General features: G+C 64.7%; 20 protein-coding genes. 5 read left to right on the forward strand and 15 right to left on the reverse strand.

Annotated features, from left to right (window positions below; all coding sequences use genetic code 11):
* From C404_RS40540 to C404_RS40560, 5 genes are all read right to left on the reverse strand, one after another.
* Positions 1–752: ABC transporter ATP-binding protein (locus C404_RS40540; RefSeq protein WP_021194498.1), on the reverse strand; the 752-nt coding region annotated here is incomplete at its 3' end.
* On the reverse strand, positions 749–1,555 hold the full coding sequence (locus C404_RS40545) for an ABC transporter permease (RefSeq protein ID WP_021194499.1): 807 nt from the start codon (positions 1,553–1,555) through the stop codon (positions 749–751). The genes C404_RS40540 and C404_RS40545, both read right to left, overlap by 4 nt.
* Positions 1,552–2,403, reverse strand: coding sequence for an ABC transporter permease (locus tag C404_RS40550; protein WP_049285512.1), 852 nt, complete (start codon positions 2,401–2,403; stop codon positions 1,552–1,554). The genes C404_RS40545 and C404_RS40550 overlap by 4 nt, the downstream gene beginning before the upstream one ends.
* Positions 2,404–2,405: 2 nt before the next feature.
* Positions 2,406–3,449, reverse strand: a complete 1,044-nt coding sequence (locus tag C404_RS40555) for an ABC transporter substrate-binding protein (RefSeq protein ID WP_021194501.1) — start codon at positions 3,447–3,449, stop codon at positions 2,406–2,408.
* A complete protein-coding gene (locus C404_RS40560; protein ID WP_021194502.1) occupies positions 3,446–4,522 on the reverse strand; it encodes a LacI family DNA-binding transcriptional regulator in 1,077 nt (358 codons plus the stop codon). The genes C404_RS40555 and C404_RS40560 overlap by 4 nt, the downstream gene beginning before the upstream one ends.
* A gap of 270 nt (positions 4,523–4,792) precedes the next feature.
* On the opposite strand from C404_RS40560, the gene egtB reads away from it, so the two are divergent.
* Positions 4,793–6,112, forward strand: a complete 1,320-nt coding sequence (gene egtB, locus C404_RS40565) for an ergothioneine biosynthesis protein EgtB (RefSeq protein ID WP_021194503.1) — start codon at positions 4,793–4,795, stop codon at positions 6,110–6,112.
* A gap of 34 nt (positions 6,113–6,146) precedes the next feature.
* Here egtB and C404_RS40570 read toward each other — a convergent pair whose 3' ends face one another.
* From C404_RS40570 to mltG, 6 genes are all read right to left on the reverse strand, one after another.
* Positions 6,147–6,962 carry an ankyrin repeat domain-containing protein gene (locus tag C404_RS40570; RefSeq protein WP_021194504.1) on the reverse strand — a complete coding sequence of 272 codons (816 nt, stop codon included), beginning with the start codon at positions 6,960–6,962 and terminating at the stop codon, positions 6,147–6,149.
* Between the two features lie 25 nt (positions 6,963–6,987).
* Positions 6,988–7,791: a TatD family hydrolase gene (locus tag C404_RS40575; RefSeq protein ID WP_021194505.1), complete on the reverse strand. Its 804-nt coding sequence runs from the start codon at positions 7,789–7,791 to the stop codon at positions 6,988–6,990.
* Between the two features lie 52 nt (positions 7,792–7,843).
* Entirely contained in the window at positions 7,844–8,197 is a 354-nt protein-coding gene (locus C404_RS40580; RefSeq protein ID WP_021194506.1) for a PilZ domain-containing protein, read from the reverse strand.
* Positions 8,198–8,284: 87 nt separating this feature from the next.
* Positions 8,285–9,295, reverse strand: coding sequence for a DNA polymerase III subunit delta' (locus tag C404_RS40585; RefSeq protein ID WP_021194507.1), 1,011 nt, complete (start codon positions 9,293–9,295; stop codon positions 8,285–8,287).
* Positions 9,296–9,376: 81 nt separating this feature from the next.
* Positions 9,377–9,994, reverse strand: coding sequence for a dTMP kinase (tmk, locus tag C404_RS40590; RefSeq protein WP_021194508.1), 618 nt, complete (start codon positions 9,992–9,994; stop codon positions 9,377–9,379).
* Complete coding sequence (mltG, locus tag C404_RS40595; RefSeq protein ID WP_021194509.1) at positions 9,991–10,989, reverse strand: endolytic transglycosylase MltG; 999 nt, start codon at positions 10,987–10,989, stop codon at positions 9,991–9,993. The genes tmk and mltG overlap by 4 nt, the downstream gene beginning before the upstream one ends.
* A 133-nt stretch (positions 10,990–11,122) precedes the next feature.
* Between mltG and ygfZ the strand changes: the two genes are divergently transcribed.
* The 3 genes from ygfZ (at position 11,123) to C404_RS40610 (ending at position 13,403) form a co-directional block, all read left to right on the forward strand.
* Positions 11,123–12,163, forward strand: a complete 1,041-nt coding sequence (gene ygfZ, locus C404_RS40600; RefSeq protein WP_021194510.1) for a CAF17-like 4Fe-4S cluster assembly/insertion protein YgfZ — start codon at positions 11,123–11,125, stop codon at positions 12,161–12,163.
* Positions 12,164–12,178: 15 nt separating this feature from the next.
* Complete coding sequence (locus C404_RS40605) at positions 12,179–12,469, forward strand: DUF4936 family protein (RefSeq protein WP_021194511.1); 291 nt, start codon at positions 12,179–12,181, stop codon at positions 12,467–12,469.
* 118 nt (positions 12,470–12,587) lie between these two features.
* Positions 12,588–13,403, forward strand: coding sequence for an NRDE family protein (locus tag C404_RS40610; RefSeq protein ID WP_021194512.1), 816 nt, complete (start codon positions 12,588–12,590; stop codon positions 13,401–13,403).
* Positions 13,404–13,417: 14 nt separating this feature from the next.
* Here the strand turns inward: C404_RS40610 and C404_RS40615 are convergent, their stop codons facing one another.
* Positions 13,418–14,302: a sterol desaturase family protein gene (locus tag C404_RS40615; RefSeq protein ID WP_021194513.1), complete on the reverse strand. Its 885-nt coding sequence runs from the start codon at positions 14,300–14,302 to the stop codon at positions 13,418–13,420.
* Between the two features lie 112 nt (positions 14,303–14,414).
* Between C404_RS40615 and C404_RS40620 the strand changes: the two genes are divergently transcribed.
* Positions 14,415–15,320, forward strand: a complete 906-nt coding sequence (locus tag C404_RS40620) for a LysR family transcriptional regulator (protein WP_021194514.1) — start codon at positions 14,415–14,417, stop codon at positions 15,318–15,320.
* A 7-nt stretch (positions 15,321–15,327) separates the two neighbouring features.
* Here C404_RS40620 and C404_RS40625 read toward each other — a convergent pair whose 3' ends face one another.
* From C404_RS40625 to C404_RS40635, 3 genes are read right to left on the reverse strand one after another with little or no spacing between them, the layout of a single operon-like run.
* On the reverse strand, positions 15,328–15,774 hold the full coding sequence (locus C404_RS40625) for a GNAT family N-acetyltransferase (RefSeq protein WP_021194515.1): 447 nt from the start codon (positions 15,772–15,774) through the stop codon (positions 15,328–15,330).
* Between the two features lie 9 nt (positions 15,775–15,783).
* Positions 15,784–16,245, reverse strand: a complete 462-nt coding sequence (locus C404_RS40630; RefSeq protein WP_021194516.1) for an acyl-CoA thioesterase — start codon at positions 16,243–16,245, stop codon at positions 15,784–15,786.
* Positions 16,246–16,268: 23 nt separating this feature from the next.
* Positions 16,269–17,243 carry an alpha/beta hydrolase gene (locus tag C404_RS40635; RefSeq protein ID WP_021194517.1) on the reverse strand — a complete coding sequence of 325 codons (975 nt, stop codon included), beginning with the start codon at positions 17,241–17,243 and terminating at the stop codon, positions 16,269–16,271.
* Positions 17,244–17,326: the final 83 nt, after the last annotated feature.

Here is a 17,326-nt window from a genome sequence, read left to right on the forward strand (position 1 = left end):
ATGATGCCGATGAAATCCGCCACATGCCGGTTGGCCGGCTGGAAGTAGATCTCGCGCGGCGTGCCGATCTGCGCAATGCGCCCGGCTTCCATCACGACGATGCGATCGGCCAGTGCCATCGCCTCTTCCTGGTCGTGCGTCACGTAGATGGTGGTGATGCCGAGGCTGCGCAGCAGGCGGTCCATTTCGGCGCGCACGGATTCGCGCAGCTTGGCGTCGAGCGCCGTGAGCGGTTCGTCGAGCAGCAGCACGCGCGGTTCGGGCGCCAGGGCACGCGCCAGGGCCACGCGCTGGCGCTGGCCGCCGGAGAGCTGATCGACAGCGCGATCGGCATACGGCGTGAGATGCATCATCTCCAGCAGCGTGTCTGCACGGGCGCCGATCTGTGCGTCGGACAGACCATTCTGGCGACGCTGGATGCGCAGGCCGTATTCCACGTTGCCGCGCACGCTCAGGTTGGGAAACAGCGCGTAGTTCTGGAACACCATGCCGACACGGCGGCGCTCGATGGGGCGTGCGGTGACATCCTCGTCACCAAAGCGCACGGTGCCGCCGGCATCTGGCGCCTCCAGCCCGGCGACGATGCGCAGCGTGGTGGTCTTGCCGCAGCCCGAGGGGCCGAGCAGCACGACGGTCTCGCCTGCGCCGATATCGAGGTCGAGCGGGTCCAGCACGCGCTGGCCGCCGAAGTGCTTGCCGCAGCCGCGCAACTGGATTGGCACGGGCGCGAGATTGAGGGAATCGTTGCTCATCGGGAAGTCTTTCCGTTGCGGGTGTCGCTCGTGCGCAGGCCGCCAAAGCGCTGCATCAGCACCAGCAGCGGCACGATCATGACGAAGAAGATCAGCGTGTAGGCGCTGGCAATCTCCAGTCGCATCGACGCATAGGTGTCGGCCAGGCCGACCGGCAGGGTCTTGGTTTGCGGTGTGTGCAGCATCCAGGTCAGGTTGAATTCACCCACCGACAGTGTCACCACCGTCAACGCACCGGCCAGGATGCCGGGCTGCACGTTCGGCAGCACGATGGTGCGGAAGCGCTGAGCAAACGTTGCACCCAGGCTGGCCGCGCCCTCCTCCAGCGTCTTCAGGTTCTGCCCCGCAGCCACGGCCGCCACCGAGCGCACCATGAACGGCAGCGTGAACACCACGTGCCCGACCACGATGAACCACAGGCTCTCGCGAAAGCCGCCGAAACCGCCATACGCAACAATCAGCCCCAGCGCCGTGGCCAGCCCCGGCAGCGCCACAGGCAGCGTCAGGAATTCTTCGATCAGGCGGCTCGTGCGGCTCTGGCGGCGCGCCAGCACATAGCCGGCCGGCACGCCCGCTGCCAGCACGATCACCAGCGTGCACAGCGCCACGAGCAGCGACATCCAGATCGACGCCTGGTACATGTCCCACACCTGGGCGACCCAATCGAGCGTCCAACCGCTCTTGAAACCGCGGATGTAGTTGCGTGTCAGGCCCACGGCCATCGACAGCACAACCGGCACGATCAGGAACAGGCAAAGCAGCAGCGTGATGAACCACTGCGAGAGGGAAAGCAGACGTTTCATGCTGCCGCCCCTGTCTGCCCACCACTGGCCGTGCGCGCAATCGCCAGCACCAGCCATGTCACCACGCCCAGCACGACCGACAGCGCAGCCGCCATCGCAATCCCCGCATTGAGCGTGAACTCGGTATAGATCGTCATCGGCAGCACGTCGATTTCGGTGGCGAGCGTGAAGGCGGTGCCAAACGCGCCCATCGACGTGGCAAAGCAGATCGCCCCGGAGGCGATGAGCGCTGGCGCCAGCCCCGGCACCAGCACATCGCGCGTCACCTGCCACGACGATGCGCCCAGCGAGCGCGCCGCCTCTTCCAGCGATCGGTCCAGTTTTTCCGCTGCCGCCATCACCGTCAGCACCACGCGCGGGATCGAGAAATACAGGTAACCGAGAAACAACCCGCCGATCGAATAGGCGAAGACCCATTTCTCACCGGTCAACTGGCGTGTCAGGTCGCCCAGCAGGCCCTGGCGCCCGGCCAGCAGGATCACCATGAAGCCAACCACCACACCCGGAAACGCCAGCGGAAACGTCAGCATGGCCGTGATGAGCCGTTTGCCCGGCACGTTATGGCGCACCAGGAACAGCCCTGCGATGGTCGACAGAACCAGCGTTGCCAGCGTGACTGCCGCTGACAACACCACGGTCGACACCAGGCTGCTCAGGTAGCGCGGCGTGGTCAGCGCCGCCGTGTAAGTGGCGATCAGCCCTTCGCTACCGCTCACGCGCAGCAGCGCTGCCATCGGCAGCAGCCAGAACGCGCAGAACAGCGCAACGGCTGGCGCCAGCAACGCCACCCGCCACCGTGCGGGCAGTACCGCGTCCTCGGGCAAGGTGGTTCGGGTGACGGTGCTCATGCTCAGCGGACCTCGTCCAGATAGCGCGTGCCGAACGCTTGCTGGCCGGCTGCCATCTTGTTGAAGTCGACCGTCTTCACACGGGCGTACTCGCTGGCCGGCAGAAAGCGCGATGCGGCTTCCTTGCTCATGGCGTTGGCGCGTACCGGGCGCAGGTAGGCGTTGGCCCACAGCGTCTGGCCCTCGTCCGACAGCACGAAGTCGAGCACCTTCTTGGCGTTGTCGGCATGCGGCGCGTTGGCGGTCAGGCTCATCACGTACGGCACGGCAATCGTGCCCTCCTGCGGAATCACGAACTCCACATTGGCGTGATCCTTGTACTTGGCGCGGTAGGCGTTGAAGTCGTAGTCGAGCAGGATGGGGATCTCACCGGCCACGACGCGAGCGTAGGCCGTTTGCTTCGGCACGATCGGCGCGTTCTTCTTCAGTTGCTTGAACCACTCGATGCCGGGGGTGAAGTTGTCCAGCGTGCCGCCCAGTGCCTGGTTGACTGCCACGGCGCCCACATAGCCAACGAATGCGCTGCTCGGGTCCAGGTAGCCGACCATGCCCTTGTACTCAGGCTTGAGCAGGTCTTTCCATGAGCGCGGTACGGGCTTGCCTTCCAGCGCGTCCTTGTTGACGAAGAAGCCCAGCGTGCCGGAGTGGATCGAGAAGAACGCGCCATCCGGGTCCTTCATGCTGGCCGGAATGTCTTCCCAGTGCTTGGGCTTGTAGTTGGCGACCAGGCCTTTCTCCTTGGCCTGATACGCGGACGTGATACCGAGATAGGCCACGTCCGCCACCGGGTGCGACTTCTCGGCCAGCATCTGTGCGATGGCCTGGCCGGAGTTCTTGTTGTCGAACGGCACGGTGATGCCGGTCTTGTCCTTGATGGCCTTGATCTGGCTGGCCCAGTCGGCCCATTCCGGCGGGCAGTTGTAGCAGATGGCGACCTGCTGGCCGGCCGGCTGGGCCTGCACCGGCGCCGCGAGGGCGAAGGCGCCAGCAGCGATGGTGGCACCAGCAAGGCCGCACGCGCGCAGCCATTGAACGAGACGTTTCATCGAGACGCTCCTTGCGTATCAGACGTGAGGGAAGAAGGCACAACGGAAAGCGATGCGGGCACGGCCGGCGCTCTGGCCAGCGTGCCGCCATGTAGCAGGCGATGCGGCAGCGTGATCGAGGGCACGACCTCGCCCGCGATGCGGCGGCCCAGCGCCTGGGCGGCATCCGCGCCAATCTGGCGATGCGGTTGCGCCACCGTGGCGAGCGTGGGCATGAGCCACTGCCCCATCGCTAGGCCGTCAAAGCCGATCACGCTCACGTCTTCCGGCACGCGCAGGCCCATCTCGCGCAGCGAGCGGATCGTGAGTAATGCCAGTCGGTCGTTGCTGCAGAAAACGGCGGTCGGGCGCGGTGGCGCCAGCAGACGGGCCAGTTCGGTGGGCAGCATGGCATCGGCGTTGAAGTCGATTTCCACCGGCGGTTGCGGGGCAATGCCAGCGGCTTCCAATGCCTCGCGGTAGCCGTCGTGGCGTAGCGCGGCACGGTCTGATGCCGATAGCGTGCCGGTCAGCATACGGATCTGCTTGTGGCCCTGCGCCAGCAACGCACGGATGGCATCGCGCGCGGCGGCCCGGTTGTCGACGGTGACACAGCAACGTGCGGGAATGCGCGGCTGGCCGACGGTGTCGTTGTAGACCAGCACGTACGGCACGTGCTCGGCGTCCAGCCGATCGAGATGGGGGTTGGCGGCGGCATCGGCCACCGTCAGGACCAGGCCGTCGACGCGCTGCTCCAGCAGGGTCTCGATGGCGCGGGCTTCGCGCTCGAGGTCGTAGGCGGTGGTCATCAACATGACGCGCTGGCCCGTGACGGACGCCGCGTCTTCAATGCCCTGCATGCACTCGGCAAACACCGGGTTGGCCAGCGAGGGCAGCACCACGCCCAGCAGACCGGTATGCATCGCGCGCAGCTGGCGGCCCAATGCGTTGGGGCGGTACTGCAGCGCATCCATGGCGGCCTGCACGCGGGCGAGCGTCTCAGCGCTCACACGCTCCGGCGTATTGACCGCACGCGACACAGTGGCGATGGAGATGCCAGCCCGTGTTGCCACGTCCTTGATGCTGCTTGCCACGGCGCCCTCGTTTGAATTTGTAAACGTTTACATCCTAGGCAATCGGAGTGACTGTTTCATGACAAGCGATGCTGCACTGCGGACATTCGTGCAACGCAGCATGCCGACTGTTGCACATAGCAAAGTTACAAAGCTCGCATATGCTTCTATGAAACCAAGACGTGCGCGGGTGAACGTGGCGCGCCAGCGTGCGCTCTGCAGCATGGCCCGCTTGCTGCTCTGCCGTTCTGACCGCCTGCTCTTGCCGCCAGCCTGGAGACTGAAGACGCCATGCGTGTATCACCCGCCTTCGATGTGCCCGCCAACACCCCGCCTGCCCTGCCCGACCTCATGCAGCACTACAGCGCCGTGCGGACACAGTCCCTGGCCCTGGCTGCGCCGCTGTCGGACGCCGATGCCACCGTCCAGTCGATGGACGATGCCAGCCCCGCCAAATGGCACTTGGCCCACACCACGTGGTTCTTCGAAGAGTTCATCCTCGGCCCGAATGTTGGTCACAGCGTGCCCGGCTACCGCTCGCCGGATGCGCGCTACCGCTACCTGTTCAACTCGTATTACGAGACCGTCGGCGCACGGCACCCACGCCCACGCCGAGGCATGCTTACGCGCCCCACACTCGATGAGGTACGCACCTATCGCGCGCATGTGGATGCGGCCATGCAGCGGGTGCTGGCCGAAGGCGTGTCTGCGGAGCTTGCCCGGCTGATTACGCTCGGGCTGCATCACGAGCAGCAGCATCAGGAGTTGCTGTTGACCGACCTGCTGCACCTGTTCGCGCAGAATCCTCTGTGTCCGGCCTACGCGCAGACGCGCCCCGCGCCAGTACGCGCAACCGGAGCACAGCCAGGCTGGGTCGAGTTCCAGGGCGGCGCCGCGCAGATCGGCAAGACCGATTCCAGCGCCGATTTCATGTTCGACTGCGAGGGCCCGCGCCACACCGTCTGGCTGGAGCCCTACGCACTGGCGACGCACCCCGTCACCAACCGTGAGTGGATCACCTTCATGGAGGACGGCGGCTATCGCCAGCCCACGCTGTGGCTATCCGATGGCTGGGCCTGGGTGCAGCGCGATGGCATCGACGCCCCGCTCTACTGGCGAGCCGGCGCGGATGAAGGTGAGGGTTGGCAGCAGATGTCGCTGCACGGTCTGCAGCCGGTAGATCTGGACGCGCCCGTCACGCACGTCAGCTTTTACGAGGCCGATGCCTATGCCCGCTGGGCCGGCGCCCGCCTGCCCATGGAGGCTGAATGGGAGCACGCCGCCGAGGGTACGCCAGTGCAAGGCAACTTTGTCGAGCGTGGTGCGCTCAGGCCATTGCCTGACCACGGCATCGCGCAGGCCGGTGGCTTGCGTCAACTGTTCGGGGATGTGTGGGAATGGACCGCCAGCCCGTATGGCCCCTATCCAGGCTTTCAACCGGCCGAGGGCGCCGTGGGCGAGTACAACGGCAAGTTCATGTGCAGCCAGATGGTGCTGCGCGGCGGGTCATGCGTGTCGCCCGAGGGGCATCTGCGGGCGACATATCGCAACTTCTTCTATCCGCACCAGCGGTGGCAGTTCACCGGGGTGCGGCTGGCGCGGCGGGCGTGATGCGCATCGTGCCCCGCCGTAATGCAGCCGGTGCCTAGCGGTTGCTGTCGAATAGCATGTTGGTGGGGGTGCCGATCGCGTCTTGGCTACGCGGTGCCGCCTCGGCCGGTTTGGCAGCCGGCATCGGCGTTGGTGCGTCGGGCACCACAGGCTTTGCAGGCTGCGCTGCCGCTGCGGGTGCCAGCGCAGGCGCGGGCTTGCCCGCCTGCTCTGCCAGCTTGCGTCGGCGCGACTCCAGCCCGGCCGCAATCTCGTCCTGGTGATATCGCTTGGCAAAGTCGATCACGTCCATCTTCTGCTGGTTGCGCAGGTTCATGTCCGCGCCCTCGTCCAGCAGCAGCTTGACCGTGGTGATGTGGCCGCTCATGGCCGCCATCATCAGCGGTGTCGTGGCGTTGGGGCTTTCCGCATCAATGTAGGCCGCATGGTCGAGCAGGTATTTGACGACGTCGTCGTGCCCGTTGGTGGCGGCGTAGTGCAGCGCGGTCCAGCCGGTCTTGTTGACCTCCACGTCATACGTTTCCACCATCAGCTTCACCATCGGCAGCAGGCCTTGGTAGGCCGCCATCATCAGGGCGTTCTCGCCGGCGGCATTGGTGCGCTCGAAGTCGATGTTCTTGGCGCGGATCAGCGCCTCGGCCACCTCGATGTTCCTGTCCTTGAGCGCATCCACCAGCAGCGGATTGCCTTCCCGCGTGTTCAGGTTCGGGTCCACGCCCTGCGCAACGTACTTCTGCACCAGCACCGGCCGGTTGTATTCCACCGCAGCGCGCAGGTCGTCCTGCGGCGCGGCGAATGCGGCGCTCGACAGCGCCATCGCCAAGCTGGCGGCCAGTGTGATTTTTCGCATGGTTTGCTTCAAGTGATACCGCAACTTATCGCGGTATTTTGTTGAATAGATGGAAGAAATTCTCGGTGGTCGCACTGGCGATGCGCTCCAGCGGCTCGCCACGCAGCGTGGCGAGGAATTCGCCCACGTGCCGCACGTAAGCCGGCTCATTGGTCTTGCCGCGGAACGGCACCGGCGCCAGGTAAGGCGAATCGGTCTCGATCAGCATGCGGTCCAGCGGCACCTTTTTGGCGGTTTCCTGCAGATCCACCGCGTTCTTGAACGTGACGATGCCCGAAAACGAGATATAGAACCCCAGGTCCAGCGCGGCCTTGGCCACATCCCAGCTTTCGGTAAAGCAGTGCATGACGCCGCGTGCGGCCTCGGCGCCCTCTTCACGCATGATGGCCAGCGTGTCGTCCGCCGACGAGCGCGTGTGGATCACCAGCGGCTTGCCGGTCTGCTTGGCGGCGCGGATATGCGTGCGGAAGCGATCGCGCTGCCACTCCATGTCGGCCACGGTGCGGTCGCCCAGGCGGTAGTAATCGAGCCCGGTCTCGCCGATGCCGACCACACGCGGGTGATCGGCCAGCGCCAGCAGGCGCTCCAGCGTCGGCTCTTCAATGCGTGTGCCTTCTTCAATGTCCGCTTCGGCATCCGGGTGCACACCCACGGTGGCGTACACGTTCGGCTCCTGCTCGGCGATCTCCAGCACGCTCGGGAAGTCTTCCAGCGTGACGGAAATGCACAGCGCGTGCGTGACGCGGTTTTCGCGCATGCGGGTCAGCAGCTCCGGCAGGCGCGCCCGGAGATCCGGAAAATTGATATGGCAGTGGGAATCGACAAACATCAAATAATCAGAAGGTTACGGCACCAACTTCGCGTGTTGCATCAGAAAAGTATCAGAGCGTTTGCGTGGGGCGCTGCGAGTTGATCTGCTTGCCCAGCAACTCTTCAACCACGCGGCGCAGCACGCGGCACGGCTCGTCTTCACCCAGGTGCACACCAATCCCCGGTGTCTTGTTGGGCGTGCCGACGGGCGTGATCCAGGCCACCTTGCCGGCCACTTGGTACTTCTGCGGACGGTCCAGCAGCGACAGCACGAGGAAGACTTCTTCACCGATGCGGTAAGGGCGCTGGGTCGGCACAAAGATGCCGCCGTTCTTCAGGAACGGCATGTAGGCGGCGTGCAGGCCGGCTTCATCCTTGATGGCCAGGGAGACGATGCCCGGGCGTGTCGGGGCGCCAGCAGCCATGCCGGGAGCGGCAGGAGCGCCAGGGGTGACCGGTGTGCCAGGCGTACGAAGAGGTGCAGTGCTCACAGAGGTTCCAGGGGTTCAGTGTCAGGCAGCTGGAAAGAGCTGCCGGTAATCCAGCAAAAGGCTTTCGATGACAAGGCGCGCAGCCAGCGGGTGCTGCTCGGTGCGGCGCCGCTCTGGCAAGGCGCGCGCGAAACGTTCCAGGCGGTCCAGCGGGATGGTGCTTGCGCAACGTTGCAACGCGTCGCGCTGCCCTGGGAAATACCGTGGGCGCCCCGCCAACCTCGCCGCCATCAGATCAAAGACCCATCGGTGCATGGTACTGAGAACGGCCGGAACCGACAATTTCTGTAAATGATCGGCGGTCGCCAGTGCATCGAGTTTCGCGCCCTGGCCCAGTTGTTCGAGCAGAAACTGCAACAGCGGTCGGTCTTCAGACTCGGCGGCCGCCAGCGCGGCCAGCGGTGCGTTGCCGTACTCAGCCAGCAGGTTCTGCGCGTGCGGCACACCCTGCCGCTCCAGCCACTGGCGTGCGGCCTCAGGCTGCGGGGGCTGCAGCGGAAACTGCCGACAGCGCGACAGGATGGTCGGCAGGATGCGGTCGATGCGGTCCGTCACCAGCAAGAAGACGGTGTCCTGCGGCGGCTCCTCCAGCGTCTTGAGCAGCGCGTTGGCGCCTTCGGTCTGCAGCGCATCCAGCGGATATAGCACCACTACGCGCAGCCCAGCCCGGTGCGTGCCCACGCCAATGCCTTCGATCAGGTTGCGCACCTGCTCCATGCGGATGATCTTGCTGGGCGCCTTCTTCTTTCCCTCGGCGTCCTTCTCCGTCTCGGGGGCGTCTTCCATCGCCTCGGGGCGCACGAGGTGGAAGTCCGGATGGTTGCCCTGTGCGAACCAGTTGCAGGCCGCGCAGGTACCGCATGGCTGACCGTCGGCTGCGGGCGTGTCGCACAGCAGACCCTGCGCAAAGTGCATGGCGAAATCGCGCTTGCCGGTGCCGGCCTGGCCGTTCAGCAGGATGGCGTGCGGCAGCTTGGCCCGCATGGCCTGCAGGCGCGCCCAGTCAGCGGATTGCCAGGGATAAAGCATCATGAATCAATGGGTTGCGCTAGCTTGTTGATGCGAAAACTCGCCGTGAAACCATTATTTCGGTATCGGAAATTGCGCGCAAAATCAAAGCGTTGCAAGCAATTGCTCTAAGTCTTTCTGGAGTTCACCGCGCTCGCGGTTGGCATCCAGCACGACAAAACGCTGCGGTTCTTCGGCGGCGCGGCGCAGGTATTCTGCACGCGTGCGCAGGAAGAACAGGGCGGACTCGGCTTCGAACTTGTCGGGCGTGCGGGCGTCGGCCAGACGTGCGGCGGCAATTTCAGGGGCCAGGTCGAAGAGGATGGTCTTGGTCGGCTGCAGGCCCTGCTGCACCCACTGCTCCAGGGCTTCGAGCCGGTCGATGGCCAAGCCCCTGCCCCCGCCCTGGTAAGCGAAGGTAGCGTCGGTGAAACGGTCGGAGATGACCCAGTCACCAGCGTCGAGCGCGGGCTGAATCACCTCAGCGATGTGCTCACGGCGGCTGGCGAACATCAGCAGCGCTTCGGTTTCCAGATGCATGCGCTCGTGCAGCAGCACTTCACGCAGGCGTTCGCCCAGCGGTGTGCCACCCGGCTCACGGGTGACGACCACCTTCTTGCCTTGCGGTGCGAGCTTGGCCTGCAATTGCTGAGCGAACCACGCCAGGTGCGTGCTCTTGCCTGCCCCGTCGATACCTTCGAATGTGATGAACTTGCCAGTCATGGTTGGCCGCGCACGTATTTATTGACGGCCCGGTTGTGGTCCGTCAGGTTGGTCGAAAACTGGCTGCTGCCGTCGCCGCGCGCCACGAAGTACAGCGCATCGGATGATGCCGGGTTCAACGCCGCCTGCAGCGAGGCCATGCCCGGCAGCGAGATCGGCGTGGGCGGCAGGCCGGCACGCGTGTAGGTGTTGTACGGCGTGTCGGCCTGCAGGTCGCGCTTGCGCAAATTGCCGTCAAAGCCGGCGCCGATGCCATAGATTACGGTGGGGTCTGTCTGCAGCAGCATGTTCTTGCGCAAGCGGTTGACGAACACCGCCGCAATCATCGGCCGGTCGATCTTCTGGCCGGTCTCTTTCTCGATGATGGAAGCCATGGTCAGCGCTTCGTACGGGGTCTTGTACGGCAGGTCGAGCGGCCGCTTGGCCCAGGCGTCGGCCAGGCGTTTCTGCATGGCCTGGTAGGCGTGGCGGTAGAGCTCCACGTCGCTGCTGCCCCGTGCAAAGAGATAGGTATCGGGGAAGAACAGGCCTTCCGGATTGGCTTCGGGCGCGCCAATCTTGCGCATCAAATCGGCATCGGACAGGCCCGCCGTGTCGTGCTTGAGCGCAGGCTCCGCATCCACCGCCGCGCGCATCTGGCGCATCGACCAGCCCTCAATGACGGTGACGACGTAGTGCGTCACCTCGCCGCGTGCCATCTTGTCGAGGATGGACAGCGGCGTGGCGCCCGCCTCCAGCTCGTAACCGCCCGCCTTCAGGCTCTTGGCGTTGCCGGTGGCGCGCGCCACGAGCGAGAACAACTGCGGTTGCACGCCCACGCCCGCACTGGCGAGCTGCTTGCCGACCGAGATGACGCTCGAGTTCGGCTTGATCACGACTTCCAGCGTCGGGGCCGGAAGGCTCACCGGCTGCTGGGCCCACCACACCACGCCACCTGCCGCAGCAAGCGCGATCAGGATCGCCAGAACAACCAGGCGTTTGAGAAAAGAGAACATTGCGTTGCGAATCTATGCGCGGAAACACCCGACCATGGCCTTGTCCGCACTCTTGAAATGGATTGCGAGGGCACAAACTGCCCGTCAGACAGCCTCATATAATACCGGGTCAAACTCTGGCAGCCTGCACACCATGAATGACGTTTTTCAGGATTTCGTCGATACGCTCAGCTTTCCCCCGCTCGACGTCCAATTTGATGCCGCCTCGCGCGGCAGCGTGCTGTCTGCGCCGACCAATCTCGCGCGCATTGCCGTTGAAGGCGCGGATGCGGCCGAATTCCTCCATAACCAGCTGACCAACGCCGTCACGGGCCTGGGGCCCAACCAGGCGCGCCTGGCCGGCTACTGCTCGCCCAAGGGGCGCCTGCTGGCCACGCTGCTGATGTGGCGTCAGGCCGATACGATCGTGCTGCAGGCCGACAAGCTGGTCGCCCCGGCGCTGACCAAACGCCTGTCGATGTTCGTGCTGCGCGCCAAGGCCAAGCTGCGTCCGATGGACGAGTTCATCGCCATCGGCGTGGCCGGACCGGATGCGGCTGACGCCCTGCGGGCCGCCGGCGCCGTGCTGCCGGAGTTCGACGCCATCTACGCCGTCGCACAGCAGCCGGCCACGGTGGGCCAGCAGGTTGGTGCAGTCATCCGCCTGCCCGACGCCGACGGCCGCCCGCGCTATCAATGGATGGTGCACGCCGAGCATTTCCAGCATGCATGGAAGACGCTGTCGTCACGCCTCTCGCTCGTCGGCACCGAGGTGTGGGACTGGTTGAGCTTGCAGGCCGGTGTGCCGCAAATCACCCTGCCCACGCAAGAGCAGTTCGTCCCGCAGATGGTGAACCTGGAGTTGCTGGGCGGTGTCGATTTCAAAAAGGGCTGCTACCCCGGCCAGGAAATCGTCGCGCGCAGTCAGTATCGCGGCACGCTCAAGCGGCGCATGCAGCGCGCCCACGTGAACGCCCCCACCTCCGCAGGCGCCGAGGTCTACAGCGCAGCCGATCCGAACCAGCCGTGTGGCATGGTCGTGAACGCGGCGATGGCACCAGACGGCGGCACGGACCTGCTCGTCGAGCTGAAGCTGGATGCGCTGGACACCGTCATCCACCTCGCCACGTTTGACGGCCCGGTGCTGACGCTGCAGAACCTGCCGTACACGATTCCCGTTTCAGAAAACGCCTGATACCGGACACCCATCATGGCCGACCACCTGTTCGTCTACTTCCGCATCGCTGAACGCGAGGCTGCCGCCGCCCTGCCACGCTGGCAACGCTGGCTCGACACGGTGGAAGAAGCGACCGGCGTGGCCGGCACGGTGATGCGTCGCCCCGAACTACGCGACGGGCAGGCCACGTGGATGGAGTGCTACCACGACATCCCGCCGGCCTTTACCGCCACGCTGGCCGGTCTGTGGGAGACCGGCGGCCCGCGCGAATTTGTTGCAGGCGAACGCCATGCCGAGCTTTTCGTCGATCTGGAAAACGGTTAGCCCCGCATCCATGTAATCGTCATCGCAAAAATTCGGCTGGCTGCTATGCTTGGCCGAAGCCCTCGCGACACAGGTCGTCACATTGACCACTCGCTTGGCATGTTCAAAGGAAGTGCTCATGTGTTTGATTCTCACGGCCTGGCACGCCCACCCCGCCTACGCGCTGGTGGTGGCCGCCAACCGGGACGAATTCTATGACCGCCCCGCCGCGCCGCTGGCGTGGTGGAGCGATGCGCCCAACGTGCTGGCCGGGCGTGATCTGGCCCAGGTGGTCGGCCACGCAGGCACGTGGATGGGGATGACGCGCGACGGCCGGTTTGCCGCGCTGACCAACTACCGTGCACCATCCGAACGCCGCCCGGATGCACGTTCGCGTGGTGAATTGGTCTCCAATTTTCTGATGGCCGAAGAGGCGTCGATCCCGACGTACCTCGACAGCTTGACCACCCGCGACCGCGCCTACAACGGCTACAACCTGCTGACCGCCACGCGCGACGAACTCTGGTGGACTAGCAATCGCGCAGAGGCCCCACGCAAGCTGGCACCCGGCGTGTACGGGCTGTCGAATGCGCTGCTCGATACGCCGTGGTTCAAGGTGCGCCACCGCATGGCTGCGTTTGCCGAGGCCTTGGCCGCGGATACCGGCCGGCACGGCAACGCGCTGGACGTGGCCCGCTACCTCAACCTGATGGCCGAGACGCGAGAAGCCCCCACAGGTGCCCTGCCTGAAACAGGTGTGGCACCTGAGTGGGAAAAGCTGCTCTCCGCCGCCTTCATCCGCTCACCGCGCTATGGCACGCGTGCCACGACCGTGCTGCGCATCCGCCACGATGGCTGCTTCGACGTGACCGAGCGCCGCTTCGACGCACAGGGGCAGATTGGCGAGACGCGCTACCTTGGCGCGCTTGATACGGTCACGCACGCCGATACGTAAGCGCGGCGCAGGGGCTACGCCTGCTCTTGCGCCGGCTCGACTTCCGTAAAGCCATAGCCACCCGGGCGCAGCGCCGAATGCTCACGCTTGGATTGCACCAGCGGATAGAACATCTGTGCAGTCCACCGTTCTGCGCCGTACAAGGCGTCATCCTGCAAGCCGATCTGTGCAGGGTATTTGCGCGTGATATGCGCCGTGCCGAACAGCACATCCCAGAAGAACAGCAGGTTGCCGAAATTGCCCTTGTAATGACCAATGCCGTCGGCGTTGGTGAGTGCGTGATGTGCCCAATGTGTGGCAGGCGTGGAAATGGTGCGCTCGATCACCCACATCAACGGGCGCAGCGCGCGGATGCGGTACAGCGGCGCGTCCCACGGCCAGGCGCAGTGCGCACCCAGGATGACGGCCACCTTCACCACCAGATACACCCCGTAGACGCTGCCAAAGCCCAGGTACACCGCCACTCCGCCAATCCACAGGCCGGGCATCATCAGGTAGTAGAAGAAGTTGTTGCGGTACGTGATGCGCACGCTTATGTACGACGAACTGTGGTGCGCACGGTGCAACGGCCACAGCAGCGGCGAATGCGAGGCGCGGTGCCACAGGTACTGCGTGAGGTCATCGCCGATCAGCAGCAAGCCGGTCATGGCCCACCACGGCAGATTGGCCCAGGCGTTGTGCTGCGCGGGCATGAGCCAGTTGCACAGCGCGTTGCTGCCCAGCAGCGCAATCGGCTGGGTGATGGCGACCAAGCTGACAAACATCAGCACTTCCAGCCACGCATCGTTGGCGGTGGCCTTGCCGCTGACGCGTGCCTGGTAGCGTCGGGTGACGAACTCCATGGCGCCAAAGCCCAGGATGCAGGCACTGATCAGGAGCAACTGCTGGTGCGAACTCATCGGGGTGTCTCCTCGCTTGTGTTGCGAATTTTTGTGAAGACAAGCCTAGGAGTGGTAATTCAATGCGTCCAATGCATAATGAACATCTGTTCAATGCAATGGACGCAACGCCATGGACTTGCGCCGCCTGAGTCACGTCGTTGCCCTGGCTGACACCCTGCACTTCGCCCGTGCCGCCGAATTGGTGCACTTGAGTCAGCCCGCCTTCAGCCGCAGTATCCAGGCCATTGAAGATGACCTGGGCATCCGCCTGTTCGACCGCGATGTGGGCGGCGTGCGCCCCACCGCAGCGGGTGAATTCGTGATCGCACGGGGGCGCAAACTGTTGTTCGAGGCACGGTGCCTGCAGCGTGACGTAGATCTCTACCGCGACAGCCAATTGGGCGACACCGCCTTCGGCGTGGGGCCGCTGTTGACCGCCACCCTGATGCCGCAAGCGCTGCGTGAGCTACGGCAGCAGCATCCACAAGTGGCGCTGCGCATGGAGGTCGGCAACTGGGTGCAACTGCTGGAAAGCCTGCGCACGGAGAACATCGAGTTCTTCGCGGCAGACGTGCGGGACATGCCAAGAGACGCTGCGCTGGACATTCAGCCGATTGGCGGTCAGCCGCCCCACCTCTACGTGCGGGCCGACCATCCTCTGGCGCAGCGCGAGCACACGCTGCGCGAAGTGTGGGAGTACGGCATTGCCGTGCCGAAGCTGCTGAGCCCCTCAAAAGTGGAGCTGGCTGCCTTGCTGGGCCTGCCGGCGGGCGAGGAAGCCAGCATCGCGCTCGAATGCGACAACTATGGCGTGCTCAAGACAGTGGCGCTCACCACCGACACCGTGCTGGGTGCAACGGATGCCGCGGTACGGGAGGAGCTGGAGTCCGGCGCGCTCGTCCGGCTGGCGGTGAAAGGCTGGCTGTCGCCGCCGTCCATCACGGGGATCGTGCGATTGCACGGCAGAACGTCATCGCCGGCGGCACAGGCAGCAATCGAAGCGATCGTGCGGGCCGCCAAGGCGATCAACGTATAGGTGGGCTTTACAGCACGCGGCGCATGGTCCGGTGCGGAATGCCGGCTTCTTCAAACTCAGCGCCCTCGGCAGTAAAGCCGGCACGCACATAGAACGGCATGGCGTGGGTTTGCGCGTTCAGGATCAACTCCGGGTAGCCAAGCGACCGGGCCTTGTCGATCAACACTTCCAGCACGCGTGCGCCAACACCCGTGCCGCGCGCTTCCTTGCGCACCGCCATGCGGCCGATATGGCCGTCAGGCAGCAGGCGGCCCGTGGCCACTGCACGGCCAGCCGTGTCGCGCGCGAGAGCGTGCCAGCACTGGTCGTCCCATTCATCCCATTCCAGTTCAACAGGTACGCCCTGCTCAATGACAAACACGTCGTAGCGGATGGCGCGCGCTTCTTCGCGCACAGCGTCCCAGCGGTCAACTTCAACGCCGGCAAGCGGGCGGACAGATTCAGGGGCGGTCATGCTTAGTTCTCACACTTCAGGCTTCAGGACTTCAAAATTGAGGATGCGATCGCGCAGCGTATCGGGGATCGGCGCGGAGGTCTGCGTGGCACCCTCTTTGGCTGGTCGGGCGCACACGTAGATGACCTCGCCGGTGACGAGGTGCGTATTTTCGTCACCCTCTGCGCGATACATCTCGATGATAAAACGCATGCTGGAGCGGCCCAGGCGCGCCACGCGGCAGCGCAGGTCCAACTCGTCGTCAAAGCGCGCGGACGCATGGTATTCGAGCGTGGATTTGACCACGTAGAAGTCGACACCGAACGTATCGACCACATCCACCGGATACCGCACGCCGATGCTGCGCCAGTACTCGGTGATGCAGACATCCGCATACAGCAGGTAGTGGCCGTTGAAGACGATGCTCTGCGCATCGACTTCGGCCCAGCGCACACGCAGCGGCGTGCTGTGGCGGAAATCCTCAATCGCCATGCGGGTCTCCTTGGTGTTCGGGGTTACTCAGCTTCAGTGCCGAAGGCGCGGCGCAGTGCAGTGGCGGCGTCCCGGTGCGCATCTTCAACCGCCGGCACAAAGCGGCCGATCTTGAAGAAGTCGTGGATCATGCCTTCGTACAGCTTCAGTTCGACGGGCACCTCCGCCGCGCGCAGCTTGTTGGCGTAGCCAATGCCGGCATCGCGGATCGGGTCGAAGCCCGCAACCGCAATCCACGCGGGGCACACGCCTTGCACATCGGCGCCGTGACCACCGGCATCCAGCGGGGCGAAGCGCCAGTCGTCGCGGTCGGCATCGGTGCGCAGGTATTGCGAGAAGAACCAGTGAATCATCTCCTGCGTGAGCAGGTAGCCCTCGGCGAATTCGCGGTGCGACGGCGTGTTCTCCCGCGCTGTGGTGCCGGGGTAGATCAGCAGTTGCAGCACCGGTTGAAAGCCACGATTGCGCGCTTCGATTGCGGTGACGGCCGCCAGCGTACCGCCCGCGCTGTCGCCACCGAACGCGATGCGTGCCGGGTCCGCGCCGATGGTGGCGGCTTCGTCAAACACCCACTGCAGCACGTCGAACGCGTCGTTTGCTGCGGTCGGAAATTTCCAGTCGGGCCCAAGCCGATAGTCCACCGACAGCACCATCGCGCCGGATTTGGCCGCGAGTGATCGGCAGAGTTGATCGTGCGTCTTGATGCTGCCTACCGTGAAGCCGCCGCCGTGGAAGTACACCAGCAACGGCAGAGGATCGGCCCAGCTTGCTTCGCGCGCAGCGTACGTGCGGATCTGAATGACATAACCATCACGCGCCGTGATCGTCAGGTCATGCACGGATTCCAACGGAATGGCAGGGATGTCGACAATGGGGCTGCTCTTTTCGTAGGCGATCTTGGCGTCGGCGGGGGCAAGCGCATTCAACGGCGGACGCTTGGCACGCGCAACCAGATCGAGCAACTGGGCAACGTGCGGGTCGAGAGACGGGGACGGCATGCAGGCGTGAACTGAACGATCGTTCTAATTTGGCTATCATCGGAGTATCCATTGAACCACGCCCGCACAGCAAGACGGGCGAC

Origin of the sequence: Ralstonia sp. AU12-08, assembly GCF_000442475.1 — a bacterium.
Classification (GTDB): domain Bacteria; phylum Pseudomonadota; class Gammaproteobacteria; order Burkholderiales; family Burkholderiaceae; genus Ralstonia; species Ralstonia insidiosa.

Excerpts from the sequence above, each read along its gene's own strand:
- C404_RS40615 (WP_021194513.1), bottom strand. The coding sequence starts at position 14,302 with ATGAGTTCGCACCAGCAGTTGCTCCTGATCAGTGCCTGCATCCTGGGC.
- C404_RS40630 (WP_021194516.1), bottom strand. The coding sequence starts at position 16,245 with ATGGCGATTGAGGATTTCCGCCACAGCACGCCGCTGCGTGTGCGCTGG.
- C404_RS40585 (WP_021194507.1), bottom strand. The coding sequence starts at position 9,295 with ATGATGCTTTATCCCTGGCAATCCGCTGACTGGGCGCGCCTGCAGGCC.
- C404_RS40575 (WP_021194505.1), bottom strand. The coding sequence starts at position 7,791 with ATGTTTGTCGATTCCCACTGCCATATCAATTTTCCGGATCTCCGGGCG.
- C404_RS40545 (WP_021194499.1), bottom strand. The coding sequence starts at position 1,555 with ATGAAACGTCTGCTTTCCCTCTCGCAGTGGTTCATCACGCTGCTGCTT.
- mltG (WP_021194509.1), bottom strand. The coding sequence starts at position 10,989 with ATGTTCTCTTTTCTCAAACGCCTGGTTGTTCTGGCGATCCTGATCGCG.
- tmk (WP_021194508.1), bottom strand. The coding sequence starts at position 9,994 with ATGACTGGCAAGTTCATCACATTCGAAGGTATCGACGGGGCAGGCAAG.
- C404_RS40620 (WP_021194514.1), top strand. The coding sequence starts at position 14,415 with ATGGACTTGCGCCGCCTGAGTCACGTCGTTGCCCTGGCTGACACCCTG.
- egtB (WP_021194503.1), top strand. The coding sequence starts at position 4,793 with ATGCGTGTATCACCCGCCTTCGATGTGCCCGCCAACACCCCGCCTGCC.
- C404_RS40610 (WP_021194512.1), top strand. The coding sequence starts at position 12,588 with ATGTGTTTGATTCTCACGGCCTGGCACGCCCACCCCGCCTACGCGCTG.
- C404_RS40580 (WP_021194506.1), bottom strand. The coding sequence starts at position 8,197 with ATGGCTGCTGGCGCCCCGACACGCCCGGGCATCGTCTCCCTGGCCATC.
- C404_RS40635 (WP_021194517.1), bottom strand. The coding sequence starts at position 17,243 with ATGCCGTCCCCGTCTCTCGACCCGCACGTTGCCCAGTTGCTCGATCTG.
- C404_RS40555 (WP_021194501.1), bottom strand. The coding sequence starts at position 3,449 with ATGAAACGTCTCGTTCAATGGCTGCGCGCGTGCGGCCTTGCTGGTGCC.
- C404_RS40625 (WP_021194515.1), bottom strand. The coding sequence starts at position 15,774 with ATGACCGCCCCTGAATCTGTCCGCCCGCTTGCCGGCGTTGAAGTTGAC.
- C404_RS40570 (WP_021194504.1), bottom strand. The coding sequence starts at position 6,962 with ATGCGAAAAATCACACTGGCCGCCAGCTTGGCGATGGCGCTGTCGAGC.
- C404_RS40550 (WP_049285512.1), bottom strand. The coding sequence starts at position 2,403 with ATGAGCACCGTCACCCGAACCACCTTGCCCGAGGACGCGGTACTGCCC.
- ygfZ (WP_021194510.1), top strand. The coding sequence starts at position 11,123 with ATGAATGACGTTTTTCAGGATTTCGTCGATACGCTCAGCTTTCCCCCG.
- C404_RS40605 (WP_021194511.1), top strand. The coding sequence starts at position 12,179 with ATGGCCGACCACCTGTTCGTCTACTTCCGCATCGCTGAACGCGAGGCT.